Origin of the sequence: Pseudomonas sp. SED1 (assembly GCF_034044025.1) — a bacterium.
GTDB lineage: Bacteria > Pseudomonadota > Gammaproteobacteria > Pseudomonadales > Pseudomonadaceae > Aquipseudomonas.
Window position 1 is genome coordinate 1 of the sequence record NZ_JAXCIS010000103.1, and the last position, 23,054, is coordinate 23,054.

Below are 23,054 nucleotides of genomic sequence, written 5' to 3' on the forward strand. Positions count from 1 at the left end.
CTGTGGTCTCAAGAGACGGGCATTTAGCCTTTTTTCTTGTAGGCCACGCAATCAATCTCAACCTTGCAATCGACCATCATGTTCGCCTGCACACACGCCCGCGCCGGGGCATGTTCCGGGTTGAAGTATTCGCCGAACACTTTGTTGAAGCTCCAGAAGTCCCGTGGGTCTTCCAGCCATACACCCACGCGCACCACGTCTTCAAGGGCGTAGCCGGCTTCTTCGAGAATCGCTACTACGTTGCGCATGGTCTGGTGCGTCTGCTCGACGATGCCGCCGGTGATGATTTCACCGTCCACCGCCGGCACCTGGCCCGACACGTACAACCAGCCATCCGCTTCCACCGCGCGGGCGAAAGGACGAGGCTGGCCGCCGCCGGCCGTGGCGCCGGTGCCGTAACGAGTAATGCTCATAATGGATCTCCTGAAGTGATGATTTAAAAACGAATGTTCTTGAGAAATTCCGCCAATCGCGGCGATTGCGGGCGTTCGAAAATGTCTTTCGGCGGCCCTTGTTCTTCAATGCGACCCTGGTTCATGAAGACGATCTTGTCCGAGACTTCATAGGCAAACCGCATTTCGTGGGTGACCAGCAACATGGTCATGCCCTCTTCCGCCAAACCTTTGATCACGCTGAGCACTTCGCCCACCAGTTCCGGGTCCAGGGCCGAGGTGACTTCGTCGAACAGCATCAGGCTCGGGTTCATCGCAATCGCGCGGGCAATCGCCACGCGCTGTTGCTGGCCGCCCGACAGCTGGCCCGGGAAGTGGTTGCGGCGCTCCAGCAGGCCGACACGGTCCAGCCATTTTTCCGCCAGCGCCACCGCCTCGTCCTTGCCCATCTTCTTGACCTTGAGCAGGCCCAGGGTGACGTTCTGCAAGGCGGTCAGGTGCGGGAACAGGTTGAACTGCTGGAACGCCATGCCGGTCATCGCGCGGTGCTGGGAAATCACGCGCTCCGGGTGGCGCACCCGCTTGCCGCCGACGTCGCTGTAGCCGATGGATTCACCGTCGAGGGTGATCTGGCCGCCCTGGAACTCTTCCAACAGGTTGACGCAGCGCAGCAGCGTGGTCTTGCCCGAGCCGCTGGAGCCGATCAACGTTACGACGTTGCCGCGCTGCATGCTCAGGTCGACGCCCTTGAGTACTTCCACCGGGCCGTACTGTTTACGCAGGCCGCGAATGTTCAGGAGTGGCTGGCTTTCTTTTGAGAGTTGGTTCATGGCAACGCCACCCGCTTTTCAATGTAACGCCCCAACAATTCGATGGCGTAGTTGATGACAAAAAACATAAAGCCTGCGAACAGGTAGAACTCCAGGGTCATGAAGGTCCGGGCGATGACCTGTTGGGTACTGAGCAGCAATTCGGCCACGCCGATCACCGACAGCAAGGTGGACGCCTTGACGATTTCCGTGGACGAGTTGACCCAGGTCGGCAGGATCTGCCGCAGGGCCTGAGGCAACAGCACGTAGCCGAGGGATTGGTAGAACGTCAGGCCGATGGCCTTGCCGGCTTCCAGTTGCCCTTTGGGAATCGCTTGCAACGCACCGCGCACGATTTCCGAAACGTGAGAGCCGCAGAACAGCGTCAAGCCCACGGCGCCGGCCTGGAACGCAGTGATCTGCCAACCCAGTGCCGGCAGCATGTAGAAGCATGCCAATACCAGCACAAACACCGGTGTACCGCGGATCAGGTCGACGTACAGGCGAAACGGCGCACGCATCCAGAATTTGCCGTAGGTCAGCACCAAGCCGGCGACGATGCCGATCAGAGTGCCGAAGATAATGGCCAGGGCCGAGCAGTAGACGCTGGTCTGGAACCCCGCCCAGAGGGTTTCCCGGGCGATCCACAACTCATGCAGCCAGCTGGGGGATTCGTACATGGGCGCTCCTTAGCGGCGAATCGCCAAACGCTGTTCCAGGTAACGGAGCAGCATGGCGATGAGGTAACAGGCAGCCACGTAGAGCGCGGTCGTGACCATCCAGGTTTCAATCACCCGGTAGCTTTCGACGTTGATCTTGCGGGCGTAATAGGTCAGCTCCGGCACCGCGATCGCGGCCGCCAGGGAGGTGTCCTTGAACAGCGAGATGAAGTTGTTCGACAGCGCCGGCAGCACGTTGCGCAGCATCACCGGCACGGTGATGTACGCGCGAATACGCCATTCGCCCAGGCCGATGGCCAGGCCCGCTTCACGCAACCCCTTGGGAATGTTCAAGAGGCCGGCGCGGAATACTTCGGTCAGGTAGGCACCGGCGTACAGCGACAGGGTGATGATGAACGAGGGGATCTTGTCCAGCCGGATCCCCAGGCTGGGCAAGGCGAAGTAGATCAACAGGATCAGCACCAGGATCGGGGTGTTTCGGATCACCGTCACATACACCGAGGCCCCAATGCGCAGCGCACGGTGTTTGGACAGCATGGCAAACGCCATCAACAGGCCGATCACGCAACCGATGGCGATGGACAGCAGTGCCAGTTCAAGGCCGAGGCCGAGCCCCGCCAGCAAGCTGGGGAAGTCGCGCCACACAGCGGCAAAGTTCAACTGATAGTTCATGGTCGGCAGTACCTGATTGGGGCGCCGTCAGCGACGCCCCAGTGTTTACGGATTACTTGAACTCAACCGGGAAACCGATCGCAGGCTCTGGCAGATCCACACCGAACCATTGCTTGAACGAGGCCTTGTACATCGGGAACTCCACGCCGGTCATGGCTTCGTGCAGGGCGGTGTTGACGAAGTTCAGCCAGTCCTGGTCGCCACGTTTGACGGCGCACGCGTAGGTCTGCGGGCTCCAGGCGTAGCTCGGGCTGCGGTAGCGACCCGGGTTTTGCACCATCAGGTACTTGACCGAGGACTGGTCGGTGGCGGCGGCGTCGGCACGGCCGGAGTTCACGGCCTGGTACATCAGGTCGACGCTGTCGTACTGGTCGACCTTGGCTTTAGGCAATGCCTGGTGCACCAGTTCTTCGGCGTAGACGTTCTGCAGCACGGCCACGGTGACGCTGTCGCCGGCGGCTTGCAGGTCTTCGATCTCTTTGTATTTGCTGTTGGCCGGCAGCAGCAGGCCCACGCCTTCGCGGTAGTACGGCAGGGTGAAGGCCACTTGCTGCGCGCGGCTGGCGGTGACGGTGATGAACTGGCAGCTCATGTCGACCTTGTCGGTCAGCAGGTTGGGAATTCGAGCGTCGGAGGACTGCACCACGTATTCGACTTTGCTCGGGTCGTTAAACAACCCCTTGGCCACGATGTGGCCGATATCGATATCAAAACCTTGCAACTTGCCATCCGCTCCCTGGAAGTGCCACGGCGCATTGGTACTGCCTGTACCCACGATCAGGTGCCCACGCTTGAGCACTGTATCGAGCTTGCTGTCCGCCGCTTGCACTGCTGCTGCGAGGGAAGCCGATGCGGCGAAGAGAAAAACACACGCTTTGAACACGGAAGGTCGGTGATGCATGACAAGCACTCCAGGAGTTGTGTATTCCGCTATACCGGAACTTAGTATGTAACAACGGAATAGACAGCAGAAAGTGTGCCATACGCGGTAACAGAAAAGTATTGCGGGATTAATTTCTTTTTAAATCAACGGGATAAATTTGTATCGGCGATGAGGCGCTGGGCCATCGGTTGAAATCAGGTTGCTACCGTTGGCTACACGGCGAGGTGACAGGCCACATTTGGGTGCGGGTGCGGTTCGTTACCGGGCACGAAAGCGGTGCGGTGCTGGATGGAAGAATCCTGTGGCTGGGCTAGGCTTGGCAGATGATCGGCCCTCCCCAAGGAATGCGTTCAGATGAAGATCAGCCTTGTCCTTATGTTGTTGTCGCTGGTGTTTGCCAGCACTGTGTTCGCCAAGGATGACCGTCGTGAATGCAAGGCCGAGTTGGCCAAGCTGAAGGCGGCGTTTGCGACCGACTATATGAGTCAAAACCATCACGGTTATCGCCGGGCCAAGGACGCCAAGGAGAAAGGGGATTACAAGCAGTGCGTGGGGCTGGCGAAGAAGGCTCGGGAACGGGCGGAGCGCTGAAAGCCTTGGGGCTGCTGCGCAGCCCAGCGGGAGCAAGCTCCCTCGCCACAATGGCCGGTTAGACTGCTTGGAGGTGGGTACCTGTTAGTTTTGACAGTAGACCGTTTTGATCGCCGGGCTTAGCGTGGGCCATGCCCTTTTGCCAAGGAGATCATTATGGGAATTGCAACGGCGGTGATTGCCGATGCCGAGGCGTATCAGCAGGTACTGAAGTCGCATGAAACGGTGTTCATGCTGTTTGTTTCGCAGCATTGCCCGGCCTGTGGGGAAGCCGGGCCACTGTTTGAACGCTTTGCCAGGAAATACGGTCGCACCGTGAAAAGCCTGGTGCTCGATACAGCCCAAACCCCGAGACACCCCGAGGTTACCGGCACTCCCACCCTCCTGGTTTTTCAGAATGGCAAGATGATCAATAAGCTGAAGGGCTTCGACGAAAAAACTCTGAGGAAGACGTTCGCCGAGACCAGAATCAGTCCTCCAACATCAACCGCGCCGTGCCGGAAACACGAATCGAGGCACCCTTCTCATCGGTGATCTGCGCCTGCAAACGCGAGCGGCTGCCCATGTCCTCGCCTTGAATGATGTTGATGCACCCGTTGTGCGGCCAGCCCAGATCCCGCAGATAGCCGGCAAATGCGGCCGTCGCGGAGCCTGTAGCCGGGTCTTCGTACACACCGCCCACCGCAAACGGGTTGCGGGTGTGGAACAGTGTCGGGCTTTCGGCAAACACCAGCACCACGGTGCCCAAACCGGCGTCGGTCATGTAGCGGCGACCGGCCTCCAGTTCATAGTGCATCTGGCTGAGCTTGGCGCGGCTGTCGAGGGCCAGCACCAGGTGGGAGAGACCAGCATGGACGATCGCCGGCGGAATGCTGGGGTCCAGGTCATTGCGGGTGTAGCCGAACAACGTCAGGCCCGCGTCCACCAGCGCATCGTTGGCCGGTGCGCTACGGGTTGGCGGGGATTGCAGCGCGGCTTCGATCAGGTCGCCTTCGCTGCGGCCACTGACGGAAATATCGCCGTTGTTCAAGGTCAGGTGGAATTCACCGTCGCCCAGCGCCAGGCTCAAGGCCGCGCCGAGCGCGATGGTGGCGTGCCCGCAAAACGCGACTTCGGACTCCGGCGCGAAGTAGCGCACACGCCAGCCGTCATCCTGCGGGCAGGCGAATACGGTTTCCGAAAACCCGACTTCGTGGGCGATACGCTGCATTTCTGCGGCTTCCGGCAGGTTGTCACCGATCCATACGCCTGCCGGGTTACCGCCCTGGTTACCGTCACAAAATGCAGAAATCTTAAGCACGTCCAAAGTCATTCGGGCAACCCTTACTTAACGGTTCAGTGAGCGGCGATGCTATCCAGCTAAAGCGGCGCCAGCAATACCTGCGTGACCCGCCGCTCTTCCACCGCCGCCACGGTCAGGCGCCAGCCTTCATGCTCCAGGCTGTCGCCCACCACCGGCAGGCGATCCAGCAGGCTCATCACCATACCGGCCAGAGTCTGGTAATCCTCCGTCGCCACCGCCTTGAAGCCGGTGCGCTGGCGGATCAGGTTAAGGTTCAAGGCACCATTGACCCGGAAGCCACCCTCCTCCTCAACGATATCCGGCCCTTCGACTTCACTCGCATCCGGCAACTCACCGGCGATGGACTCAAGAATGTCGGTCATGCTCAACACCCCGATAAAGTCGCCGAATTCGTTGATCACGAAGGCAATGTGGGTGGATTCCTGGCGCATCTGCTCCAAGGCATTGAGGATCGAAAAACTCTCCAGCAGGTTGATCGCCCGGCGCGCCAAGTGCTCCAGATTTGGCTCGTTTCCGCCCAGGTATTCCTTGAGCAACTCCTTCTTGTGCACGAAACCCAATGGCTCGTCGACAGCACCGTTGCGGATCAAGGGCAGTCGCGAGTAAGACGAATGCATCAGTTTAAGGCGGATAGTGTCGGGATCGTCCGACAGATCTATATAGTCCACCTTCGCCCGAGGCGTCATCAGCGTGCGGATCGGACGTTCAGCCAGTTGCAGCACGCCACTGATCATCACGCGTTCACGCCGGTCGAACAGCGGCCCGCCGTTGGCATCGGGGTTATCCAGCAGGTCGGCGACCTCGTCACCGACCTCTTCCACCGCCAGGTTACGCCCGCCGAGCAAACGCATCACCGCATGGGCCGTACGCTCACGCACCGGCAGCGTGCCCTGTGCCGACTTCTTGCGGCGTGCCCGGGCGATCTGGTTGAACACCTCAATCAGGATCGAGAAACCAATGGCCGCATACAGATAGCCTTTAGGAATGTGGAAGCCCAGGCCTTCGGCGGTCAGGGCAAAACCGATCATCATCAGGAAGCCCAGACACAGCATGATCACCGTCGGATGGGCGTTGACGAAACGGGTCAGCGGCTTGCTGGCAACGATCATCAGGCCGATGGAAATGATCACCGCGATCATCATCACCGCCAGCTCATCCACCATGCCCACGGCGGTAATCACCGCATCGAGGGAGAACACCGCATCCAGCACCACAATCTGCGCAACGATCGGCCAGAACATCGCATAAGCCACGTTGCCAGTGCGCTGAGCCACATGCCCCTCAAGCCGCTCATGCAATTCCATGGTGGCCTTGAACAACAGGAACACACCACCAAACAGCATGATCAAGTCACGGCCCGAGAAACTCTTGTCGAACACCTCGAACAGCGGCTGCGTCAGGGTCACCAACCAGGAAATACTTGCCAGCAAGCCCAGGCGCATCAGCAATGCCAGGGACAAACCGATCAGACGCGCACGGTCACGCTGCTCCGGCGGCAGCTTGTCCGCCAGGATCGCGATAAACACCAGGTTGTCGATGCCCAGCACCAGCTCCAGCACAATCAAAGTCAACAGGCCGAGCCAGGCCGTTGGATCCGCTAACCATTCCATTTTTCAGTATCTCTTCAAGTTTTTCAGAATGCCGGGCACGGCAACGCACGGTCGAGGGACCGGGTAAGGGTAGGCAATCGGAAGACGGGATGCTTGGCCTGAAGGCAGGCGATCAGCGGGAACGGCGACAGTGCATGTCTTGGGGAAAGACGACTGGGAGGCTCCGAGAGGGTGTTCATGTAGGTCCTGTTGTGGAAAAAGGACTTGAATCGTACAGGCGAAATAAGAATTTCTTACAATCTAAAATTATTACAAGATCTGTAATAGATAGCGTGTCGACGATTGCCTTGCATGGGTTGAAGGGCAGCGCTTATAGTCCGCCGGTCGCCCGACATGGCGATCGGATTTGGCGATCCGTTGACCGTATGCGAAAGCGCTCTGCTTGATTGCAGGCACTTTCGCACCCGCAAAGCTGCTTTATGGCAGCTGTGCGCGGGAGACCTTCGGGTCTGCCGGAACTCGGTCCCGGTTCGCCAACCTGCGTACAGCTGTCACCCATTCGTTTGGCGACGATAGGTGACAGCCTCAATTAATTAGACCGAGGCTTTACCATGAATCGATACATGCCCCTTACAGGCAACGATTGCGACATCCCTTCCCTGCTCATCGACACCCAAGCGCCGCTCGACGTACTCCACCAGGCTGCCGCTTACCGCATCAACGCTGTGACCCAACTGCTGGAAAATATCGCCTTCCGCGAAGAAATCAGCAGTGACGCCGTCGTGCTTCACGACTTTGCACGCCTGCTCGCCATTCCTCTACGCGATGGCTGTGACCTGATGGACGTAATAGGCCGCCGGATCCAACCTAGCAACGCCTGAACAAAGCACACCCTGCTTCTGTAGGAGCAAGCTTGCTCGCGATGGACGTCAACGATAACTCGGGAAGCCTGACACCCAACGGCGCTCTCAGGTTTTTCGCGAGCAAGCTCGCTCCTACAGTAAGCGGCCGTTCAGAACGGTCCTTTCGTCATCACCCGCTCATCAATAAAGCTACGCAACATCGCAATACGCTGCGTATAGGTTTTGCTCAGGCAACTGACTTGGGCACCGCACGTATGCCGTTGCTTGAGCCAGGCAGCCTGATCATCCATCAACGAACCGCGCCCTCCCATGGCCATGAAGTGCCGGTTGAGGTCATAGAGCAGCGCCATTGTCACATCCTGATCATTCAGGGAGCGCGTGGCACAGATGGTTTTCTCGTCAGCCGCCTTCGCCCGGTCACAGTCAAAACTGGCCGCCAGGCTTGCAGGGCTTAGCCACAACACGGAAAACCCGGCGAGCACTGCGAATACCGCCGGTTTAAACAAACGAACTGCCATGGAAATATCCTCCTGTTGATCGTCTGTCTGACACTCAGCGGCGTTCTCAGTTTCTTCGCGAGCGATCAGCACAGTGTCCGCTGCAGTGCTTTTCTCCATTCGCCATATCGCGCATCCATGGCGGCGTCCACAGCCGGCTCAAACCGCTCCCGCTGTCGCTCCAACCCCACCAACGCCGCATCACTGGCCCAGATGCCCAACGCCCGGCCTGCCAAATGCGCAGCCCCCAGCGCCGACACCTCCGGCGACAGGCTTCGCACCACCGGCCGCTGCAACAGGTCCGCCAAAAACTGCATCAGCCAGCGATTGCGCGTGGCGCCACCATCCACCCACAGCTCTTTCAACGGGCTGCCAATATCCTGCTGCATCGCCTCGAACACATCCCGAATCTGATAGCCGATGGACTCCAGCGAGGCCCGCAAAATATGTGCGCCCGCCGTGGCTTCAGTCAGGCCACAGATCAACCCACGCGCGTCGGCCTTCCAGTGCGGAGCACCCAACCCGGAAAGCGCCGGGACAAAGTACACGCCACCATTGTCGGGCAGTTGCGCCGCCTGTTCGGTCAACGCATCCAGTGACTCACCCGCTACCAACCGCGAAGCCCATTGCACCGCCGCACCGGTGTGCACGATGTTGCCTTCCATGCCGTAGGTCGGTGCCGAACCGTCATGCCATGCCAATGTAGTCGACAAACCATGGGTGGACGCAATCGGCCCGCTCATGGGCGTCATTAGTGAAGAACCCGTACCGAGGGTGGCCTTGACCAACCCCGGCGCAAACCCACCCTGCCCGTACAACGCAGCATGGGAATCACCCATCATCGACATCACCGGAATCCCGGCAGGCAAACGCCCGAAACCTTTGGTCTGTGCAAAGAACCCCGCACTGGGTTGAATTGGTGCCAGCGCCGCCGCCGGAATGGCAAACAGGGCCAGCAGCTCCGGGTCCCAGGCGCAGGTGTGCAGGTTGAACAGTTGCGTACGTGACGCGTTGGAGTAATCGGTGGCGAATACGCCGCTGAGTTTCCACAGCAACCAGCTATCGACCGTGCCCAGGCAGATTTCACCGGCAGCCGCCCGTGCATGGCCGTTTTCAAGGTTGTCCAGAATCCAGCGAAACTTACCCGCCGAAAACATCGGGTCCAGGGCGAGGCCGGTCTTGGCGAGGATGGTTGCTTCATGCCCCTGCTCGTGCAGTTGCGTACACAGCGCCGTGGAGCGCCGGCACTGCCAACTGATGCACGGCGACAGCGGCTCACCGGTGTGACGGTCCCAGGCCACCACCGATTCACGTTGGTTACTGATGGCCAAGGCCGTAATCGGCCGATCAACCTGGGCCAGGCACTCGTCAATCGCCGCCAGGGTATTCGCCCAGATCTGCAACGGGTCCTGTTCGGAGAATCCGGCCTGGGGATGGCTGATGCTCAAGGCCCGCGAGCCTCGGGCAATAACCTGCCCACGTTCGTTGACCAGCACCGCCTTGGCGTTGCTGGTGCCTTCGTCTATCGCCAGGATCAGCGGAGTATTTTCAATCATGTGATTCACCGCAACCGAGTGGCTGCCGCCACAATCCCAGCCGCGTCGATGTTATGCAAGGCACGGGTCGGTTCACGGGCGCCGGCAGCGGCGTATTCGCCATCGCCGATGCCCAGGCGGATCAGCGGGATGCCCAGTCCGGCCTCGGCCAGCACTTCGGCCACCAGGCTGCCGAGGCCGCCATTGATGTTGTGCTCTTCGACGGTGATCACACCGCCCGTCACACTGAGGGCACTGAGCAATGCATCACGCTGCAACGGCCGGATCGACGACAGGTTGATCACTTGCGCTTCAATCCCCTGCTCCGCCAAAACGCGGGCAGCGTCCACCGCTTCATGCACCACCGATCCCAACGCGACGATACTGACGTGCGCCCCGTGGCGCAGTACATCGACCTGCCCCGGCACAAAACGATAATCATCGCCATGCACGTCCGGCAGGGCTTTGCCATCCAGGCGGATATACACCGGGCCGTGGTAACGCAGGGCATAATCGACAATCTGGCGGCATTCAATAGCGTCGGCCGGGGCAAAAATCTGCACGTTGCCAAAACCGCGCATCACCGAAATGTCATCCAAGCTGTGGTGAGTGCTGGCCAGCGGGCCGTAGCTGGTGCCGGCATTCAGGCCGAACATCTTGACGTTGGCCTGGTTGTAGCAAACGTCCACCTTGATCTGCTCATTCGCCCGGGAGATCAAAAACGGCGCGGCATTGCACGTCGCCGCGATCTTGCCGCCCAGCGCCAGCCCGGCCGCGACACTGACCAGTGACTGCTCGGCAATGCCCACGTTGATCAAGCGCTCGGGAAAACGTTGCACAAACGGCCCGATCTTGGCCGTGGAGGTGGAATCGCTGACCACCGGCACCACGTCGAGCCCGGCGTCGACCGCCGCAATGAAGGCTTCCACCATGACGCTCGCCAAATGTTCACTCGCCATGACTTAACTCCTCCAGTGCTGCGTTGATTTCATCACCCTTGGGCACGCGGTGGTGCCATTCGGGGCGGGCTTCGATAAAGGACACGCCTTTGCCTTTGATGGTGTGGGCAATCAGCACTTGAGGGGCGCCTGTGTGGGTCTGCATGGTTTCCAGGGCTTCGATCAGTTGGCTGACGTCATTGCCGTCGCACTCGCTGACGCCGAAACCGAACGCCGCCCATTTCACGTCCAGCGGGTCCAGCGGCATGATTTCCGCGGTCAACCCCGCCAGTTGCAGCTTGTTCTTGTCGACGATCACAAACAGGTTATCCAGGCCGTATTTGGCGGCAGCCATGGCCGCCTCCCAGTTGGAGCCTTCCGCCAGCTCGCCGTCGCCGGTGAGCACATAAATGCGTTTTTTACTGCCGGACATTTTTGCTGCCAGCGCCAACCCCACCGCCACGGGCAAGCCATGGCCCAAAGCACCTGTGTTGAGTTCGATACCGGGGGTTTTCTGCCGCACCGGGTGGCCCGGCAAGTGGGAGTTGAAGTGTTGGTAGGTGGCCAGCCATTCCTCTGGAATGTAGCCGGCTTGTGCCAGGCAGCAGTACAACCCGCCCACGCCATGGCCTTTGCTCTGGATGTAGATATCGCGCTCGGGGTCTTCGGTACGTTCCGGGCCCGTGTTGAGGATGCGAAAGTACAGGGTGGCGAGGATGTCGGTTTCCGAGAGGTCAGCACCGGTGTGGCCGCCCGCCGGTGAGTCGGCGTTCAGGCGGATAACGTGGCGCCGGATCAGGCGGGCCTGTTCTTTTATCTGGCGGGCGTCGTACTGGAAAGCATTCATGCAGCGGCTCCTTTGAGGCTGACCACGCGAGGTGAAAGTGTCCAAGGCTGCCTTATGAATATTTATTCAGCCATGACAATATATTTCTATTTAGACGCCGATCCGCCAGCAGGTCAAGGGAGCGAACGGCTGAAAAATGAAATAAAAGTCGCAAATACCCCTCGGACAGACGGCGAAAAACCTTCGCGCACTCGTCTATCGCGCTGGTTTCAGGGCGGCAAAAACGCAGGTTAGGGAGGACTCAAGAAAATTAAAGCGCTTGACTTTGACACCGTGTCACTAGAATCTGAATTAACAGTCAGGCATGCATAAATATTCACGCCACCTGACGAACTCCAAAAAAAATAAGTCAGGAGAACAACGTGGACGCCAAAGCCTCTGTCCATCACCCGGCCGACCTCAAGCCGACCCGCCGCCCACGCCTGGTGAAACTGCTTCCCAGCAATATCGGCGGCCCGCTGATCGGCCTCGTGCTGCTGGTGCTGGTTTTCTCCTTCAGTTCCGAATTCTTCTTTTCCCTGCGTAACGGCCTGAACATTCTGGATCAGGTCACCGTGCTGGGCATTCTCGCCATCGGCATGACCGCCGTGATTGTGATCGGTGGGATCGACCTGTCAGTAGGCTCGGTGCTTGCCTTCTCCATGATGATGCTCGGCTGGTTATATCAGGACCAGGCCGTGCCGCTGGGCCTGGCGATTCCGATCTCGATCGGCACCGGCATGCTCGCAGGCCTGGTGTCGGGCGGGCTGATTACCTACGCCAAGCTGCCGCCGTTTATTGCCACGCTGACCATGATGTCGGTAGCTCGCGGCCTGGCGAACATCCTGACGGAAGGCCGGCAGATTGTCGGCTTCCCCGACTGGTTCACCAGCCTGGCCACCGTACGCCACTTCGGCTTTCTGTCGGCCACTGTCGGGTTGTTTTTGGTGATGCTGGTGGTGGCGTGGGTGTTCCTGCGCTTTCGCGCCGGCGGTCGCAACCTTTATGCGATTGGCGGCAGCCCGGAAGTGGCACGGCTGTCAGGCATCAAGGTGCGCGCGATTACCCTGTGGGTGTACGCCATCAGCGGTGCTCTCGCCGGCATCGCCGCCGTGACCCTGGCTGCCCGCCTCGACTCCTCGCAACCGAGTGCCGGCCTGAGCCTGGAGCTGGACGCCATCGCTGCGGTGGTGATCGGCGGTGCCAGCCTGAGCGGCGGCGTGGGCAGTATCGGCGGCACCCTGGTGGGTGTGCTGATCATTGGCGTGTTGCGCAATGGCCTGAACCTGCTGGGCGTCTCGCCCTTTATTCAACAAGTGGTGATCGGCGTGGTCATCGCCCTCGCCGTGACCATCGATACCCTGCGACGCCGCTCCAGCACTGCCCGTTAAACCTGTTCGACAGTTGACACCCTCCAACAATAAAACCAGGAGTCACCGACATGTTCAGCACCAAGAAACTGCTACTGGCTACCGCCCTCGCCGCCGCCACTTTAGCCACTGCCGGCACCACCTGGGCCAAGGACCTGACCATCGGCCTTGCCGTGGCCAACCTGCAGGCCGACTTCTTTAACCAGATCAAGCAATCGGTGGAAGCCGAAGGCAAGGCCAAGGGGATCAAGGTGATCACCGTGGATGCCCAGGGCAACTCCTCGACCCAGGTCAGCCAGATTGAAGACCTGATCACCCGCCAGATCGACGTGCTGATCTACATCCCGGCCGGCGCCACTGCCGCCGGTGTGCCGGTAAAAGCCGCCAAAGCTGCCGGCATTCCAGTGATCGCCGTAGACCGCAACGCCCCTGACGCCCCCGGCGATACCTTTATCGCCAGCGACAGCGTGGCTGGTGCCAAGGCCCTGGCCGAATACGTAGGCAAGGTCACCGACGGCAAGGGCCGCATCGCGGTGCTGCAAGGCCAATTGGGCACCACCCCGGAAAACGACCGGGCCAAAGGTTTTCAGGAAGGCCTTAAAGCCTTCCCCGGCCTGAAGATCGTTGCCGAACAACCGGCTGAATGGGCCCAGGATAAAGGCTTCGCCGTGGCCCAGGACCTGCTCCAGCGTGACCCGAACATTACCGTGTTCTTCGGGCGTGCCGATGCCATGGCGCTGGGTGCAGCCCAAGCGGTCAAGGTCGGTAACCTGGATCACAAGGTGGTCGTGGTGGGCTTCGACGGTGACGTCGCCGGTCTCAAGGCGGTGGAAAGCGGCGTGCTGAATGCAACCATGACCCAGCAGACCCAGAAGATGGGCCGCCTGGCCGTGGCATCGGCAATTGACTTGAAGGCCGGCAAAGACGTACCCAAGGAGCAACTGCTGCCTACCGTGCTGACCACCAAGGACAACGTCGCGCCTTTCCTGCAACAGCACCCGTAAGCCCCGGAGGTCTTCATGCAAGCAGCTCTGGATAATCGCCAGGCACAACCGGAAGCGGTGCTGTGCCTGCGCAATATCGGCAAGGCTTATGGCCCGGTGCAGGTGCTGTCGCAGATCAACGTCGACATTCGCCCCGGCGAAGTGTTGGCGTTGCTCGGGGAGAACGGCGCGGGCAAGTCGACGCTGTCGTCGATCATTGCCGGCCTGGTGCAACCCGAGGCCGGGGGCAGCATGACCTGGCTCGGCGAGCCTTACGCGCCGGCCTCTCCGGGTGCTGCATTGGGCGCAGGTATTGGCCTGATCCACCAGGAAATCCGCCTGCTGCCGCAACTGTCGATTGCCGAAAACATCTTCGTCGGACGCCTGCCCATGCGTCACGGGCGGGTCGACCGCGAGTACATCGAGGCCCAGGCGCAGAAGCAACTTGAGCGCCTGGGGTTGAAGGTCCCGGCGTCGCGCAAGGTTGAAGGCTTGAGCGTCGCGGCCCAGCAACTGGTCGAAATTGCCAAGGCGCTGACCCTGAATGCACAACTTCTGATCCTCGACGAACCCACCGCGGCATTGGGTGGCGAGGAAACCGAGTTGCTGTTCCAGCAGGTCGAGCGGCTCAAGGCCGAAGGCGTGTCGTTCATCTACATCAGCCATCGCCTGGAAGAAATCGCACGCATCGCCGACCGGATCCTGGTGCTGCGCGACGGTCGCCAGATCGCCCTGCACGCCAGCGCCCAGGTGCCGGTGCGCGAGTTGGTGGAGCAAATGGTCGGGCGCAGCCTGGAGCGGATTTTCCCCGCCTTGCAGCCGCCACAAGCGCGGGTGATGTTGCAGATCAAAGACCTCACTTGCCGTGAATTTGCCTTGCACGGAATCGACTTCAGCGTGCGCGCCGGTGAGGTGTTCGGCATCGCTGGCGTGGTGGGCGCAGGCCGTACCGAGCTGGTGCGCACCATCGCCGGTGCGGCGCAGGACATCAAGGGCCATATGCTGCTGGACGGTGAAATCCGCCGCCTGCGCTCCCCTTCCGAAGCGATCCAGGCCGGCGTGGTGCTGGTGCCCGAAGACCGCAAGCAACAAGGCGTGGTGGTCGAGCATCGCATCGAAGACAACATGATGTATGGCAATACCGACCTGCTGGACAAGCGTGGCTGGGTACTGCCCGGCCGCCTGCGGGAGTTTGCCCAGGCAGCCGCGACACGCCTGGGTGTGAAAGGTGCGCCGCAGCAACGCATCTCCAGCTTGTCCGGCGGCAATCAACAAAAAGTGATCATTGCCAAATGGCTCGCCCGTAACCCGAAAGTATTCATTCTGGATGAGCCGACCCGAGGCATCGACGTCGGCGCCCGCGCGGCGATTTATGAAGTGATCGCAGACCTGGCGGCCAATGGCATGGCGGTGATTGTGGTCAGCTCCGACCTGGATGAAGTGCTCGGCCTGTCGCACCGGGTGATGGTGATGAGCCGAGGGCGGCAGATGGGGATTCTGGAGCGCGGCGCGGCAACCCCGGTTTCAGTCATGGAAATGGCTACGGCTTAAACAATTCGACGTGGAGCAACCCATGCAACTTTTCAGTCTTAAAGATCAGGTCGCCTTCGTCACCGGCGCCGGCAGCGGCATCGGCCAGGCCATCGCCGTGGGCCTGGCCGAAGCCGGGGCCGATGTGGCCTGCTTCGACCTGCCCGGCAGCCCCGGTATCCGCAGCACGGTAGAACGCATCGAAGCCCTTGGCCGTCGCGGCCTGGCCCTGGCCGGTACCGTAACCGACCGCAATGCCCTCGACGCCGCCATCGCCCGCACTGAAAAAGTCCTGGGCGACCTCAGCGTGGCCGTCAACTGCGCCGGTATCGCCAATGCCCAGGCCGCCGAAGACCTCGAACTGCAACGCTGGCAAGCCACCCTCGACATCAACCTCACCGGGATTTTCCTGAGCTGCCAGGCCCAGGCGGCCGTGATGCTGCCCCGAGGCAAAGGGGCCATCGTCAACATCGCCTCGATGTCCGGCAGCATCGTCAACCGTGGCCTGCTGCAAGCTCATTACAACACCTCCAAGGCCGGGGTGATTCACCTGAGCAAAAGCCTGGCGATGGAATGGGCCGACAAAGGCCTGCGGGTCAATTGCATCAGCCCTGGCTACACCGCCACACCGATGAACTCGCGCCCGGAAGTGGCCGACCAGGTGAAGATTTTCGAACAAACCACGCCCATGGGGCGCATGGCAAGCGTTGAAGAAATGGTCGGCCCGGCGATTTTCCTGGTCAGCCAGGCGTCGTCTTTCTGCACCGGCGTCGACCTGTTGGTCGATGGCGGTTTTGTGTGCTGGTAACTCACTGGAGCCCTCCAAATGTCTCAACGATTCAGCGGTAAAACCGTAGTGATCACTGGCGCCTGCCGTGGCATCGGTGCCGGCATTGCCGAACGCTTCGCCCAGGAAGGCGCCAACCTGGTGATGGCCTCCAATGACCTGGAGCGCGTGACCTTCACCGCCGAGCATCTGGCCAAGGAATACGCGGTCAACGCCCTGGCTCTGGCCATTGACGTGACCAGTGAAAGCGATATCGAGAAGCTCTACAGTGAGGCGCACGCGCGCTTTGGCAGCATCGACGTATCGGTGCAAAACGCTGGCATCATCACCATTGACCACTTCGACAAAATGCCCCGCGCCGACTTCGACAAGGTGCTGCAAGTCAACACCACCGGCGTGTGGCTCGGCTGCCGGGAAGCCGCCAAATATATGGTCAAACAAGGCAGCGGGCGCCTGATCAACACCTCTTCCGGGCAGGGTCGCCAGGGTTTCATCTATACCCCGCACTACGCCGCCAGCAAAATGGGCGTGATCGGCATTACCCAAAGCCTGGCGCTGGAACTGGCGCGGCACAACATCACGGTCAACGCGTTCTGCCCCGGCATCATCGAAAGCGAAATGTGGGACTACAACGACCGGGTGTGGGGCGAAATCCTCAGCACCGACGAAAAACGCTACGGCAAGGGCGAGCTGATGGCCGAATGGGTCAAGAACATCCCCCTGCGCCGCGCCGGCAAGCCCTCGGACGTGGCGGGGCTGGTGGCGTTCCTGGCCTCGGACGACGCGGCTTACCTCACCGGGCAGGCGATCAATATCGACGGCGGCCTGATCATGTCGTAACGAGCGGCGCCGGTTTGGTATCCTCACCGGCTATTGATGTCATTGACTGAGACCGTCATGAGCCAGATCGAAGAACAACGGCTGATCACCAAGATCGCCAGCCTCTATTACGAAGAAGGTCTCAAGCAGTCCGAGATTTCCGAACAGCTGGATTTGTCCCAATCCTTTATCAGCCGCGCCCTGCGCCGGGCGCTGCAGGAAGGCGTGGTGAAGATCACCGTCATGCGCCTGCAGGGCCTGCACCTGGAGCTGGAAACCCAGTTGCAGCGCCGCTATGGCGTGCGCCGGGTGATCGTGGTCGAGGCCACCGAGCCGGGCGTTGATGAGAGCATCAAGCAAGCCATTGGCTCGGCCGCCGCGCACTATCTGGAGACCAGCCTCTCGCCCCAGGACCACATCGGCATCTCGTCGTGGAGCAGCACCATTCGCGCCATGGTCGGGCACCTGCACGCCCAGCCCGGCAAACAGGGCGCCCAGGAAGTCGTGCAACTGCTCGGCGGTGTCGGCAACAAGGGTGCGTTTGAAGCCACCCTACTGACCCAACGCCTGGCCACCCTGCTCAACTGCCCGGCATTCCTGCTGCCGTCCCAAAGCATCGAGCAATCGGTGGAGAGCAAGCAGCGCATCATCGAGATGGAAGAGGTCAAGGAAGTGCTGAACCGCTTTGACAGCATCACGTTGGCGATTGTCGGGATTGGCGACCTGGAGCCCTCGCAACTGCTGCGCAACAGCGGCAACTACTACACCGAAGACATGCTGCGCCTGCTGGCCGAGCGCGGCGCGGTGGGCGATATTTGCCTGCGCTACTTCGACGCCGAAGGGCGCCCGGTGCTCGAAGAGGACGAGGAATTCGTGGTGTCCGTGGCCTTGCCGAAACTGCGTTCGATCCAGCGGGTGCTGGGCCTGGCGGGGGGGCCAAGCAAGGTCCAGGCGATTCGCGGCGCGCTCAAGGGCGGTTATCTGGATGTTTTGATCACGGATCTGGACACTGCCCAGGCGTTAAATACACCTGGGTAATCTGATAACCAGCGGGGCCTTCACATTTTTCGCGAGCAAGCTCGCTCCTACAGAGGGGCGCGCGCCACGCCTTGCCCAAACCGATAAATCGCCAGGCAATACCCAATCAGCGCTACCGCCGCCAGCAACCCACCCGCCGCGCCGATCCAGGCGAACCCAAAGTGGCTACCCACCCAACTGCCCATCAACGCCCCGCCGCCGATGCCGATGTTGTAGATCCCGGAAAACATCGCCATGGCCACATCCGTCGCATCCGGCGCCAACACCAGTACCTTCGATTGCAGCGCAAGACCAAAGCCCATGATCGCCATGCCCCAGAACACACTCAGGGTCACCAGGTACGACACCTCGCCACTCAACGGCAGCAGCAACGCCAGGCACAGCGCAAGGACAGTCACGGCGGTGATCAGGAATCGATGCGGGTTAAAGCGGTGCACCAGGCTGAACAGCAGCGAACCGATGATGCCCGCGCCGCCGAACACCAGCAGGATCAGGGTCACGGTGTTGCCACTCATGCCAGCAACGCCTTCAACGAACGGTTCAACATAGCTATAGGCCGTGAACTGCGCCGTCACCACCATCGCCGTCAGCACATACAACGCCACCAGCGCCGGGCGCTTGAACAGCAGTGGCAGGCTGCGCAACGAACCGGAGTTCTGGCTCGGCAGCAGCGGTAAGGTGCGCGCCAGCCAGAACACCAGCCCGGCAGCAAAAGCGCCGATCACCAGGAAGGTGGTGCGCCAACCCATGGCTTCGCCCAGCAGGCGGCCCAGCGGAATACCCAGCACCATCGCCAGCGAAGTACCGGTAGCCAGCAAGCCGAGGGCCTGCACCTGCTTGCCCTCCGGCGCCAGACGCACCGCGAGGGAGGCCGTGATCGACCAGAACAACGCATGGGACAGCGCAATGCCCACCCGGCTGAGCATCAGGATGCCAAAGCTGGTGGCCACGCTGGACAGGATATGGCTGGCGATAAACATGCCGAACAGCACGATCAACAGCTTGCGCCGCTCGACGTTGCGGGTCAGCAGCATCACCGGCAGCGAGGTCAGGGACACGATCCACGCATAGATGGTCAGCATCAGGCCGACGCTGGCGATGGGCATGTCGAAGCTCGCGCCGATGGCACTCAGCAGGCCGACCGGCACAAATTCGGTGGTGTTGAACACAAAAGCGGCCAACGCGAGGGCGAAGACCGGTTGCCAGTTGGCTTGAGGTGTTGCGGCGGAAATGCTCATTTACAGGTCGTCGTACTCATGTGCGCGCGGATCTTGCCGGCCCGATGCCGGCCCTTGAGCCGCGCGCAAAAAATAGTAACACGACGGTTCAGGGATCGACTTGCCCCATCAACTCGGGAATCGATTCAGGACGCTTGGCATAGCGCTGGGCCAATGCCGCGCAGACCATCAACTGGATCTGGTGAAACAGCATCAATGGCAAAATCAACACGCCCATGCTCGCCCCGGCAAACAGCACCTGGGCCATCGGCACACCGGTGGCCAGGCTTTTCTTCGAGCCGCAGAACAGGATGGTGATCCGGTCTTCCTGGCTAAACCCGAAAGCCTTGCCCAGCACCGTGGACGCCACCAGTACCAGGGCCAGCAACACACAGCAGGCCACCACCAGGCCGCCCAGTTCCCACAGTGGAATCTGGTGCCAGATGCCTTCGTTGACCGCTTCGCTGAACGCGCCGTAGACCACCAGCAGGATCGAACCCTGGTCGACGAACTTCAGCCAGGACTTGTTACGCCCTACCCACTCGCCGATCCAGCGCCGGGCGATTTGCCCGGCGATGAACGGTAGTAACAACTGCACGCTGATTTTCAGGATCGCATCGATCGTGGAGCCGCCGTCGCCATGCACATTAAGCAGCAAGGTCACCAGTAACGGCGTCAGGAAGATCCCGAACAGGCTCGACGCCGCCGCGCTGCAAATCGCTGCAGGGATGTTGCCCCGGGCCAGGGAAGTAAAGGCAATCGCCGACTGCACGGTGGCGGGCAATGCACACAGATAGAGCATGCCCATGTACAGGTCTTTGCCGATCAGCGGCGACAACACCGGCTTGAGCGCCAGACCCAGCAGCGGAAACAACACGAAGGTCAGGCTGAACACCAGCAGGTGCAGACGCCAATGCCCGGCACCGGCGACGATGGCCTGGCGCGACAGCTTGGCACCATGCAGGAAAAACAGCAGCGCGATGGCCAGGTTGGTCACCCAGCCAAAGGCCACGGCGGTCTGGCCGCTGGCGGGCAGCAGGGACGCGAGGATCACCGTGGCCACCAGGGTCAGGGTGAAGTTGTCAGGTAAAAAGCGTGGGCGTGTCATAGGCCAATCTTCCAGGGGTTGCCAAGAGCATCATCGCGACTCTAACGTAACGGCTTGTTACCGACTAACGCCAATGAGCCAGTAAATGCCGCCTAAAGGACATGACAAAACCGTGCGCCGCAGCGTGCCCGGGCTTTCCAGCCTGCCGAGGCCAGTGTATGGCCGCACCGAATCCCTGCCCAACCGCGCTCTGACCCGCCGTCACAGTCACCCGTGGGTGCAGTTGTCCTACGCGATTTCCGGGGTGCTGGAGATCCAGACCAGTGCAGGACGCTTCGTCGCGCCACCCCAGCGGGCCGTGTGGATCCCGGCCGGCATGCCGCACCGGGTGTTCAGTTCGCCCCATACCGAGATGCGCAGCTTGTACCTGGATTGCAGCGTCACCGGCTGGGCGGCCGAGCGCTGCCAGGTGCTGGCGGTGAGCAGCCTGTTGCGGGAGTTGATTCGCAGCTTCAGTGAATTGCCGGTTGAATATGCCGAGGACGGCCCGGATGGGCGGCTGGCCCAGGTTGTGCTGGACCAGTTGGCCGCCGCCCCCCAGGTCGACCTGATGTTGCCGCTGCCGGCCGACAGCCGGTTACGGCAGATTTACCGCAGCCTGAACCTGCACCCCGAGCAGCAAACCACCCTGGGGCAATGGAGCCAGAAACTGGCGGTGAGCGAAAAAACCCTCAGCCGGCTGTTCCTGAGCGACACCGGCCTGACCTTCCGCGCGTGGCGCCAGCGCCTGCGATTGTTGAGCGCCCTGCCCGCCCTGGAACAAGGTGAACGGGTGACGGATGTGGCATTGGCGTGTGGCTATGAATCCACCTCAGCTTTTATCAACGCCTTCCGCCAGCAGTTCGATGCCACACCGGGGGAGTTCTTCCGCTGATCATCAGACAACAAAGACCCAAAATGAGAACGGGATCCCCTGTGGGAGCGGGCTTGCTCGCGAATGCGGTGGATCAGTCGATACATGTGCTGGCTGACCCACCGCATTCGCGAGCAAGCCCGCTCCCACATTTTTGTGTGCGCTTCAATTCAGAAAAGAGTCAGCTGCCGTTCCCGCCATGCGCCTCTTCAAAGAAGTAATCCTTCCAGCTCCCCGCCTTGTTTTTCAGCACGCCCAACGCCTGCAATTTCTCCGCATAAATATAGGTACGCTGCGGCACGATGGTGAAGTCGATTTCCGGGTCCTGGACAATCTTCTCCACCAGCGACAACGGCAGCTTCGATTGCTCGACACGAATATATGCCTGGGCCGCTGCCGGTTTGTCAGCCTTGATAATCTTCTCTGCCTCGGCCAGCGCGTCGTAGAACGCCTTGTAGGTCTTGGGGTTTTCGTCGTGGAATTTCTCGGTGGTGTACAGCACGTTGAACGTGGCCGGGCCGCCGAGGATGTCGTAGGAACTCAGCACCTTGTGCACTTTGGGATTCAACAATTCCTGGTACTGGAACGGCGGGCTGGAAAAGTGCGCGTTGATCTCTGAACCGCCGGCAATCAACGCAGCAGTAGCGTCCGGATGCGCCAGGCTGATGGAGATGTCGTCGAACTTCTTGTAGTTGGCATCGCCGAATTGCTTGGCGGTTTCAATCTGCAAGGTGCGCGACTGGAAGCCCACGCCGGCAGCCGGCACGGCGATGCGGTCTTTCTCGCTGAAGTCCTTGAGGGTCTTCACGTCCGGGTTATTGGTCAGCAGGTAATTGGGCATCGACCCCAGCGAGGCAATAGCCTTGACGTTCTGCTTGCCCTTGGTACGGTCCCACAGCGTCAGCATCGGCGGCACACCCGCCGAGACCACGTCCAGCGCACCGGCCAGCAGCGACTCGTTCATCGCGGTGGCGCCGGAGATGCTGTTCCACTCCACCTTGATGTCCAGGCCCTGCTCCTTGCCGTGTTTCTCGATCAGGTTCTGGTCGCGAACCACGTCGAGGATCAAGTAGCCAATGCCGAATTGCTGGGCGATGCTGATTTTGCCTTCGGCGTGTACACCAAGGCTGAGGAGCACACTGGCTGCTGCCAGGAGGGTCAGGGTGGGTCGTTTTATTATCATGAGAACGCTGCCGCGACATAGAGAAGGGCTGCGAGCGTAGCGATCCGCGTACGGTGCGAAAAAGAATATCGAGATCTATGGATATACGAAAAACACTGCCCGCGGGCGCTTTCGGCTGGTATCGTCCCGCCCTTGAAAAAACCGCTGCGAGGAAATCGACCTTGAACACTGACGAAAAAATGACCGGGGACCTGTTCGAGGTGGACAAGCGCCTGTCACTCAGGCCCGTGGTGGACTTCAACAACTACCTGCGCGGCGCGTTCGGCGATGGCCCCTGCACCTGTATCCGCTGCGTCGCCAGCGAAGGTAACGAGGCCGGTTACGAGTTCCAGCACACCTTCGATTTCGGCGGCAAGAAGGTCCACCGCCGCTTCGCCTCCACCGCCGGCAGCGACGTGCTGCTGATGCTGAAAAAGGCCTGGTTGTCCTACACCAAGGCAGAGTTGCCGCCGACTGGCGCGCTGGCGCTGGACACGGTAAAAGAGTTTGTCGAGCCGCAATTGCACAAACGCGTGGCACCGTTGTTTTTGGCCAGTGGTTTGGTCAAGGATGTGGAAGGCGAGTTGCGGATGCAGCCGCAGGTGGCAGGCTGATCGCGTAAGGGACACCCCGTCATCAAACACCAGG

The 23,054-nt window shown here is 60.7% G+C and carries 25 protein-coding genes; 11 read left to right on the forward strand and 14 right to left on the reverse strand.

Annotated elements, in window-relative coordinates:
• Positions 1 to 23: 23 nt before the first annotated feature.
• From SNL23_RS13730 to SNL23_RS13750, 5 genes are read right to left on the reverse strand one after another with little or no spacing between them, the layout of a single operon-like run.
• On the reverse strand, positions 24 to 413 hold the full coding sequence (locus tag SNL23_RS13730; RefSeq protein ID WP_003208000.1) for a RidA family protein: 390 nt from the start codon (positions 411 to 413) through the stop codon (positions 24 to 26).
• A gap of 23 nt (positions 414 to 436) precedes the next feature.
• The gene (locus SNL23_RS13735) at positions 437 to 1,222 is read right to left on the reverse strand and encodes an amino acid ABC transporter ATP-binding protein (RefSeq protein ID WP_169388036.1); all 786 of its coding nucleotides are present in this window, start codon (positions 1,220 to 1,222) and stop codon (positions 437 to 439) included.
• Entirely contained in the window at positions 1,219 to 1,881 is a 663-nt protein-coding gene (locus SNL23_RS13740; protein WP_003207996.1) for an amino acid ABC transporter permease, read from the reverse strand. Before SNL23_RS13740 ends, SNL23_RS13735 begins: the two co-directional genes overlap by 4 nt.
• 9 nt (positions 1,882 to 1,890) lie before the next feature.
• Positions 1,891 to 2,553, reverse strand: coding sequence for an amino acid ABC transporter permease (locus SNL23_RS13745; RefSeq protein WP_076016320.1), 663 nt, complete (start codon positions 2,551 to 2,553; stop codon positions 1,891 to 1,893).
• Between the two features lie 52 nt (positions 2,554 to 2,605).
• Positions 2,606 to 3,454 carry a transporter substrate-binding domain-containing protein gene (locus SNL23_RS13750; RefSeq protein ID WP_318302480.1) on the reverse strand — a complete coding sequence of 283 codons (849 nt, stop codon included), beginning with the start codon at positions 3,452 to 3,454 and terminating at the stop codon, positions 2,606 to 2,608.
• Positions 3,455 to 3,790: 336 nt separating this feature from the next.
• Here SNL23_RS13750 and SNL23_RS13755 point away from each other — a divergent pair, with 336 nt between their 5' ends.
• On the forward strand, positions 3,791 to 4,027 hold the full coding sequence (locus SNL23_RS13755) for a hypothetical protein (RefSeq protein ID WP_167663902.1): 237 nt from the start codon (positions 3,791 to 3,793) through the stop codon (positions 4,025 to 4,027).
• A 156-nt stretch (positions 4,028 to 4,183) separates the two neighbouring features.
• Complete coding sequence (locus tag SNL23_RS13760) at positions 4,184 to 4,561, forward strand: thioredoxin family protein (RefSeq protein ID WP_076016323.1); 378 nt, start codon at positions 4,184 to 4,186, stop codon at positions 4,559 to 4,561.
• On the opposite strand, the gene SNL23_RS13765 is transcribed toward SNL23_RS13760, so the two are convergent.
• Both SNL23_RS13765 and SNL23_RS13770 read right to left on the reverse strand, forming a co-directional pair.
• Complete coding sequence (locus SNL23_RS13765; protein ID WP_076016324.1) at positions 4,497 to 5,339, reverse strand: PhzF family phenazine biosynthesis protein; 843 nt, start codon at positions 5,337 to 5,339, stop codon at positions 4,497 to 4,499. The genes SNL23_RS13760 and SNL23_RS13765 overlap by 65 nt on opposite strands.
• A gap of 47 nt (positions 5,340 to 5,386) precedes the next feature.
• Positions 5,387 to 6,940 carry a TerC family protein gene (locus tag SNL23_RS13770; RefSeq protein ID WP_318302481.1) on the reverse strand — a complete coding sequence of 518 codons (1,554 nt, stop codon included), beginning with the start codon at positions 6,938 to 6,940 and terminating at the stop codon, positions 5,387 to 5,389.
• Between the two features lie 563 nt (positions 6,941 to 7,503).
• On the opposite strand from SNL23_RS13770, the gene SNL23_RS13775 reads away from it, so the two are divergent.
• Complete coding sequence (locus tag SNL23_RS13775; RefSeq protein ID WP_076016326.1) at positions 7,504 to 7,761, forward strand: hypothetical protein; 258 nt, start codon at positions 7,504 to 7,506, stop codon at positions 7,759 to 7,761.
• Positions 7,762 to 7,892: 131 nt separating this feature from the next.
• Here SNL23_RS13775 and SNL23_RS13785 read toward each other — a convergent pair whose 3' ends face one another.
• From SNL23_RS13785 to SNL23_RS13800, 4 genes are read right to left on the reverse strand one after another with little or no spacing between them, the layout of a single operon-like run.
• The gene (locus SNL23_RS13785) at positions 7,893 to 8,360 is read right to left on the reverse strand and encodes a lysozyme inhibitor LprI family protein (RefSeq protein ID WP_412104209.1); all 468 of its coding nucleotides are present in this window, start codon (positions 8,358 to 8,360) and stop codon (positions 7,893 to 7,895) included.
• The gene (locus SNL23_RS13790) at positions 8,327 to 9,796 is read right to left on the reverse strand and encodes an FGGY family carbohydrate kinase (RefSeq protein WP_318302482.1); all 1,470 of its coding nucleotides are present in this window, start codon (positions 9,794 to 9,796) and stop codon (positions 8,327 to 8,329) included. Before SNL23_RS13790 ends, SNL23_RS13785 begins: the two co-directional genes overlap by 34 nt.
• 5 nt (positions 9,797 to 9,801) lie before the next feature.
• Positions 9,802 to 10,734, reverse strand: a complete 933-nt coding sequence (locus SNL23_RS13795) for a transketolase family protein (RefSeq protein ID WP_076016328.1) — start codon at positions 10,732 to 10,734, stop codon at positions 9,802 to 9,804.
• Complete coding sequence (locus SNL23_RS13800; RefSeq protein WP_318302483.1) at positions 10,724 to 11,560, reverse strand: transketolase; 837 nt, start codon at positions 11,558 to 11,560, stop codon at positions 10,724 to 10,726. Before SNL23_RS13800 ends, SNL23_RS13795 begins: the two co-directional genes overlap by 11 nt.
• Positions 11,561 to 11,922: 362 nt before the next feature.
• Between SNL23_RS13800 and SNL23_RS13805 the strand changes: the two genes are divergently transcribed.
• From SNL23_RS13805 to SNL23_RS13830, 6 genes are read left to right on the forward strand one after another with little or no spacing between them, the layout of a single operon-like run.
• Positions 11,923 to 12,930: an ABC transporter permease gene (locus SNL23_RS13805; RefSeq protein ID WP_076016330.1), complete on the forward strand. Its 1,008-nt coding sequence runs from the start codon at positions 11,923 to 11,925 to the stop codon at positions 12,928 to 12,930.
• 50 nt (positions 12,931 to 12,980) lie between these two features.
• The gene (locus SNL23_RS13810) at positions 12,981 to 13,913 is read left to right on the forward strand and encodes a sugar ABC transporter substrate-binding protein (protein WP_076016331.1); all 933 of its coding nucleotides are present in this window, start codon (positions 12,981 to 12,983) and stop codon (positions 13,911 to 13,913) included.
• A gap of 15 nt (positions 13,914 to 13,928) precedes the next feature.
• Complete coding sequence (locus SNL23_RS13815) at positions 13,929 to 15,443, forward strand: sugar ABC transporter ATP-binding protein (protein WP_318302484.1); 1,515 nt, start codon at positions 13,929 to 13,931, stop codon at positions 15,441 to 15,443.
• A 22-nt stretch (positions 15,444 to 15,465) separates the two neighbouring features.
• Positions 15,466 to 16,230 carry an SDR family oxidoreductase gene (locus SNL23_RS13820; protein WP_076016333.1) on the forward strand — a complete coding sequence of 255 codons (765 nt, stop codon included), beginning with the start codon at positions 15,466 to 15,468 and terminating at the stop codon, positions 16,228 to 16,230.
• An 18-nt stretch (positions 16,231 to 16,248) separates the two neighbouring features.
• The gene (locus SNL23_RS13825) at positions 16,249 to 17,049 is read left to right on the forward strand and encodes a glucose 1-dehydrogenase (RefSeq protein ID WP_076016334.1); all 801 of its coding nucleotides are present in this window, start codon (positions 16,249 to 16,251) and stop codon (positions 17,047 to 17,049) included.
• 57 nt (positions 17,050 to 17,106) lie between these two features.
• Positions 17,107 to 18,066, forward strand: coding sequence for a sugar-binding transcriptional regulator (locus SNL23_RS13830; protein WP_076016335.1), 960 nt, complete (start codon positions 17,107 to 17,109; stop codon positions 18,064 to 18,066).
• Positions 18,067 to 18,113: 47 nt separating this feature from the next.
• Here the strand turns inward: SNL23_RS13830 and SNL23_RS13835 are convergent, their stop codons facing one another.
• A complete protein-coding gene (locus SNL23_RS13835) occupies positions 18,114 to 19,304 on the reverse strand; it encodes a sugar transporter (protein ID WP_318302485.1) in 1,191 nt (396 codons plus the stop codon).
• An 88-nt stretch (positions 19,305 to 19,392) separates the two neighbouring features.
• Positions 19,393 to 20,391, reverse strand: a complete 999-nt coding sequence (locus tag SNL23_RS13840) for a bile acid:sodium symporter family protein (RefSeq protein ID WP_318302486.1) — start codon at positions 20,389 to 20,391, stop codon at positions 19,393 to 19,395.
• Between the two features lie 85 nt (positions 20,392 to 20,476).
• Here SNL23_RS13840 and SNL23_RS13845 point away from each other — a divergent pair, with 85 nt between their 5' ends.
• Entirely contained in the window at positions 20,477 to 21,265 is a 789-nt protein-coding gene (locus SNL23_RS13845) for an AraC family transcriptional regulator (protein ID WP_088425796.1), read from the forward strand.
• Between the two features lie 160 nt (positions 21,266 to 21,425).
• Here the strand turns inward: SNL23_RS13845 and SNL23_RS13850 are convergent, their stop codons facing one another.
• Positions 21,426 to 22,427, reverse strand: coding sequence for an ABC transporter substrate-binding protein (locus SNL23_RS13850; protein ID WP_318302487.1), 1,002 nt, complete (start codon positions 22,425 to 22,427; stop codon positions 21,426 to 21,428).
• Between the two features lie 161 nt (positions 22,428 to 22,588).
• On the opposite strand from SNL23_RS13850, the gene SNL23_RS13855 reads away from it, so the two are divergent.
• The gene (locus tag SNL23_RS13855; protein WP_318302488.1) at positions 22,589 to 23,020 is read left to right on the forward strand and encodes a hypothetical protein; all 432 of its coding nucleotides are present in this window, start codon (positions 22,589 to 22,591) and stop codon (positions 23,018 to 23,020) included.
• The last annotated feature ends 34 nt before the right edge of the window (positions 23,021 to 23,054 follow it).

Excerpts from the sequence above, each read along its gene's own strand:
- SNL23_RS13760 (WP_076016323.1), top strand. The coding sequence starts at position 4,184 with ATGGGAATTGCAACGGCGGTGATTGCCGATGCCGAGGCGTATCAGCAG.
- SNL23_RS13840 (WP_318302486.1), bottom strand. The coding sequence starts at position 20,391 with ATGACACGCCCACGCTTTTTACCTGACAACTTCACCCTGACCCTGGTG.
- SNL23_RS13795 (WP_076016328.1), bottom strand. The coding sequence starts at position 10,734 with ATGGCGAGTGAACATTTGGCGAGCGTCATGGTGGAAGCCTTCATTGCG.
- SNL23_RS13815 (WP_318302484.1), top strand. The coding sequence starts at position 13,929 with ATGCAAGCAGCTCTGGATAATCGCCAGGCACAACCGGAAGCGGTGCTG.
- SNL23_RS13730 (WP_003208000.1), bottom strand. The coding sequence starts at position 413 with ATGAGCATTACTCGTTACGGCACCGGCGCCACGGCCGGCGGCGGCCAG.
- SNL23_RS13850 (WP_318302487.1), bottom strand. The coding sequence starts at position 22,427 with ATGATAATAAAACGACCCACCCTGACCCTCCTGGCAGCAGCCAGTGTG.
- SNL23_RS13765 (WP_076016324.1), bottom strand. The coding sequence starts at position 5,339 with ATGACTTTGGACGTGCTTAAGATTTCTGCATTTTGTGACGGTAACCAG.
- SNL23_RS13770 (WP_318302481.1), bottom strand. The coding sequence starts at position 6,940 with ATGGAATGGTTAGCGGATCCAACGGCCTGGCTCGGCCTGTTGACTTTG.
- SNL23_RS13740 (WP_003207996.1), bottom strand. The coding sequence starts at position 1,881 with ATGTACGAATCCCCCAGCTGGCTGCATGAGTTGTGGATCGCCCGGGAA.
- SNL23_RS13820 (WP_076016333.1), top strand. The coding sequence starts at position 15,466 with ATGCAACTTTTCAGTCTTAAAGATCAGGTCGCCTTCGTCACCGGCGCC.
- SNL23_RS13785 (WP_412104209.1), bottom strand. The coding sequence starts at position 8,360 with ATGGAGAAAAGCACTGCAGCGGACACTGTGCTGATCGCTCGCGAAGAA.
- SNL23_RS13790 (WP_318302482.1), bottom strand. The coding sequence starts at position 9,796 with ATGATTGAAAATACTCCGCTGATCCTGGCGATAGACGAAGGCACCAGC.
- SNL23_RS13810 (WP_076016331.1), top strand. The coding sequence starts at position 12,981 with ATGTTCAGCACCAAGAAACTGCTACTGGCTACCGCCCTCGCCGCCGCC.
- SNL23_RS13745 (WP_076016320.1), bottom strand. The coding sequence starts at position 2,553 with ATGAACTATCAGTTGAACTTTGCCGCTGTGTGGCGCGACTTCCCCAGC.
- SNL23_RS13800 (WP_318302483.1), bottom strand. The coding sequence starts at position 11,560 with ATGAATGCTTTCCAGTACGACGCCCGCCAGATAAAAGAACAGGCCCGC.
- SNL23_RS13755 (WP_167663902.1), top strand. The coding sequence starts at position 3,791 with ATGAAGATCAGCCTTGTCCTTATGTTGTTGTCGCTGGTGTTTGCCAGC.
- SNL23_RS13735 (WP_169388036.1), bottom strand. The coding sequence starts at position 1,222 with ATGAACCAACTCTCAAAAGAAAGCCAGCCACTCCTGAACATTCGCGGC.
- SNL23_RS13835 (WP_318302485.1), bottom strand. The coding sequence starts at position 19,304 with ATGAGCATTTCCGCCGCAACACCTCAAGCCAACTGGCAACCGGTCTTC.
- SNL23_RS13775 (WP_076016326.1), top strand. The coding sequence starts at position 7,504 with ATGCCCCTTACAGGCAACGATTGCGACATCCCTTCCCTGCTCATCGAC.
- SNL23_RS13845 (WP_088425796.1), top strand. The coding sequence starts at position 20,477 with ATGCCGCCTAAAGGACATGACAAAACCGTGCGCCGCAGCGTGCCCGGG.
- SNL23_RS13750 (WP_318302480.1), bottom strand. The coding sequence starts at position 3,454 with ATGCATCACCGACCTTCCGTGTTCAAAGCGTGTGTTTTTCTCTTCGCC.
- SNL23_RS13830 (WP_076016335.1), top strand. The coding sequence starts at position 17,107 with ATGAGCCAGATCGAAGAACAACGGCTGATCACCAAGATCGCCAGCCTC.
- SNL23_RS13825 (WP_076016334.1), top strand. The coding sequence starts at position 16,249 with ATGTCTCAACGATTCAGCGGTAAAACCGTAGTGATCACTGGCGCCTGC.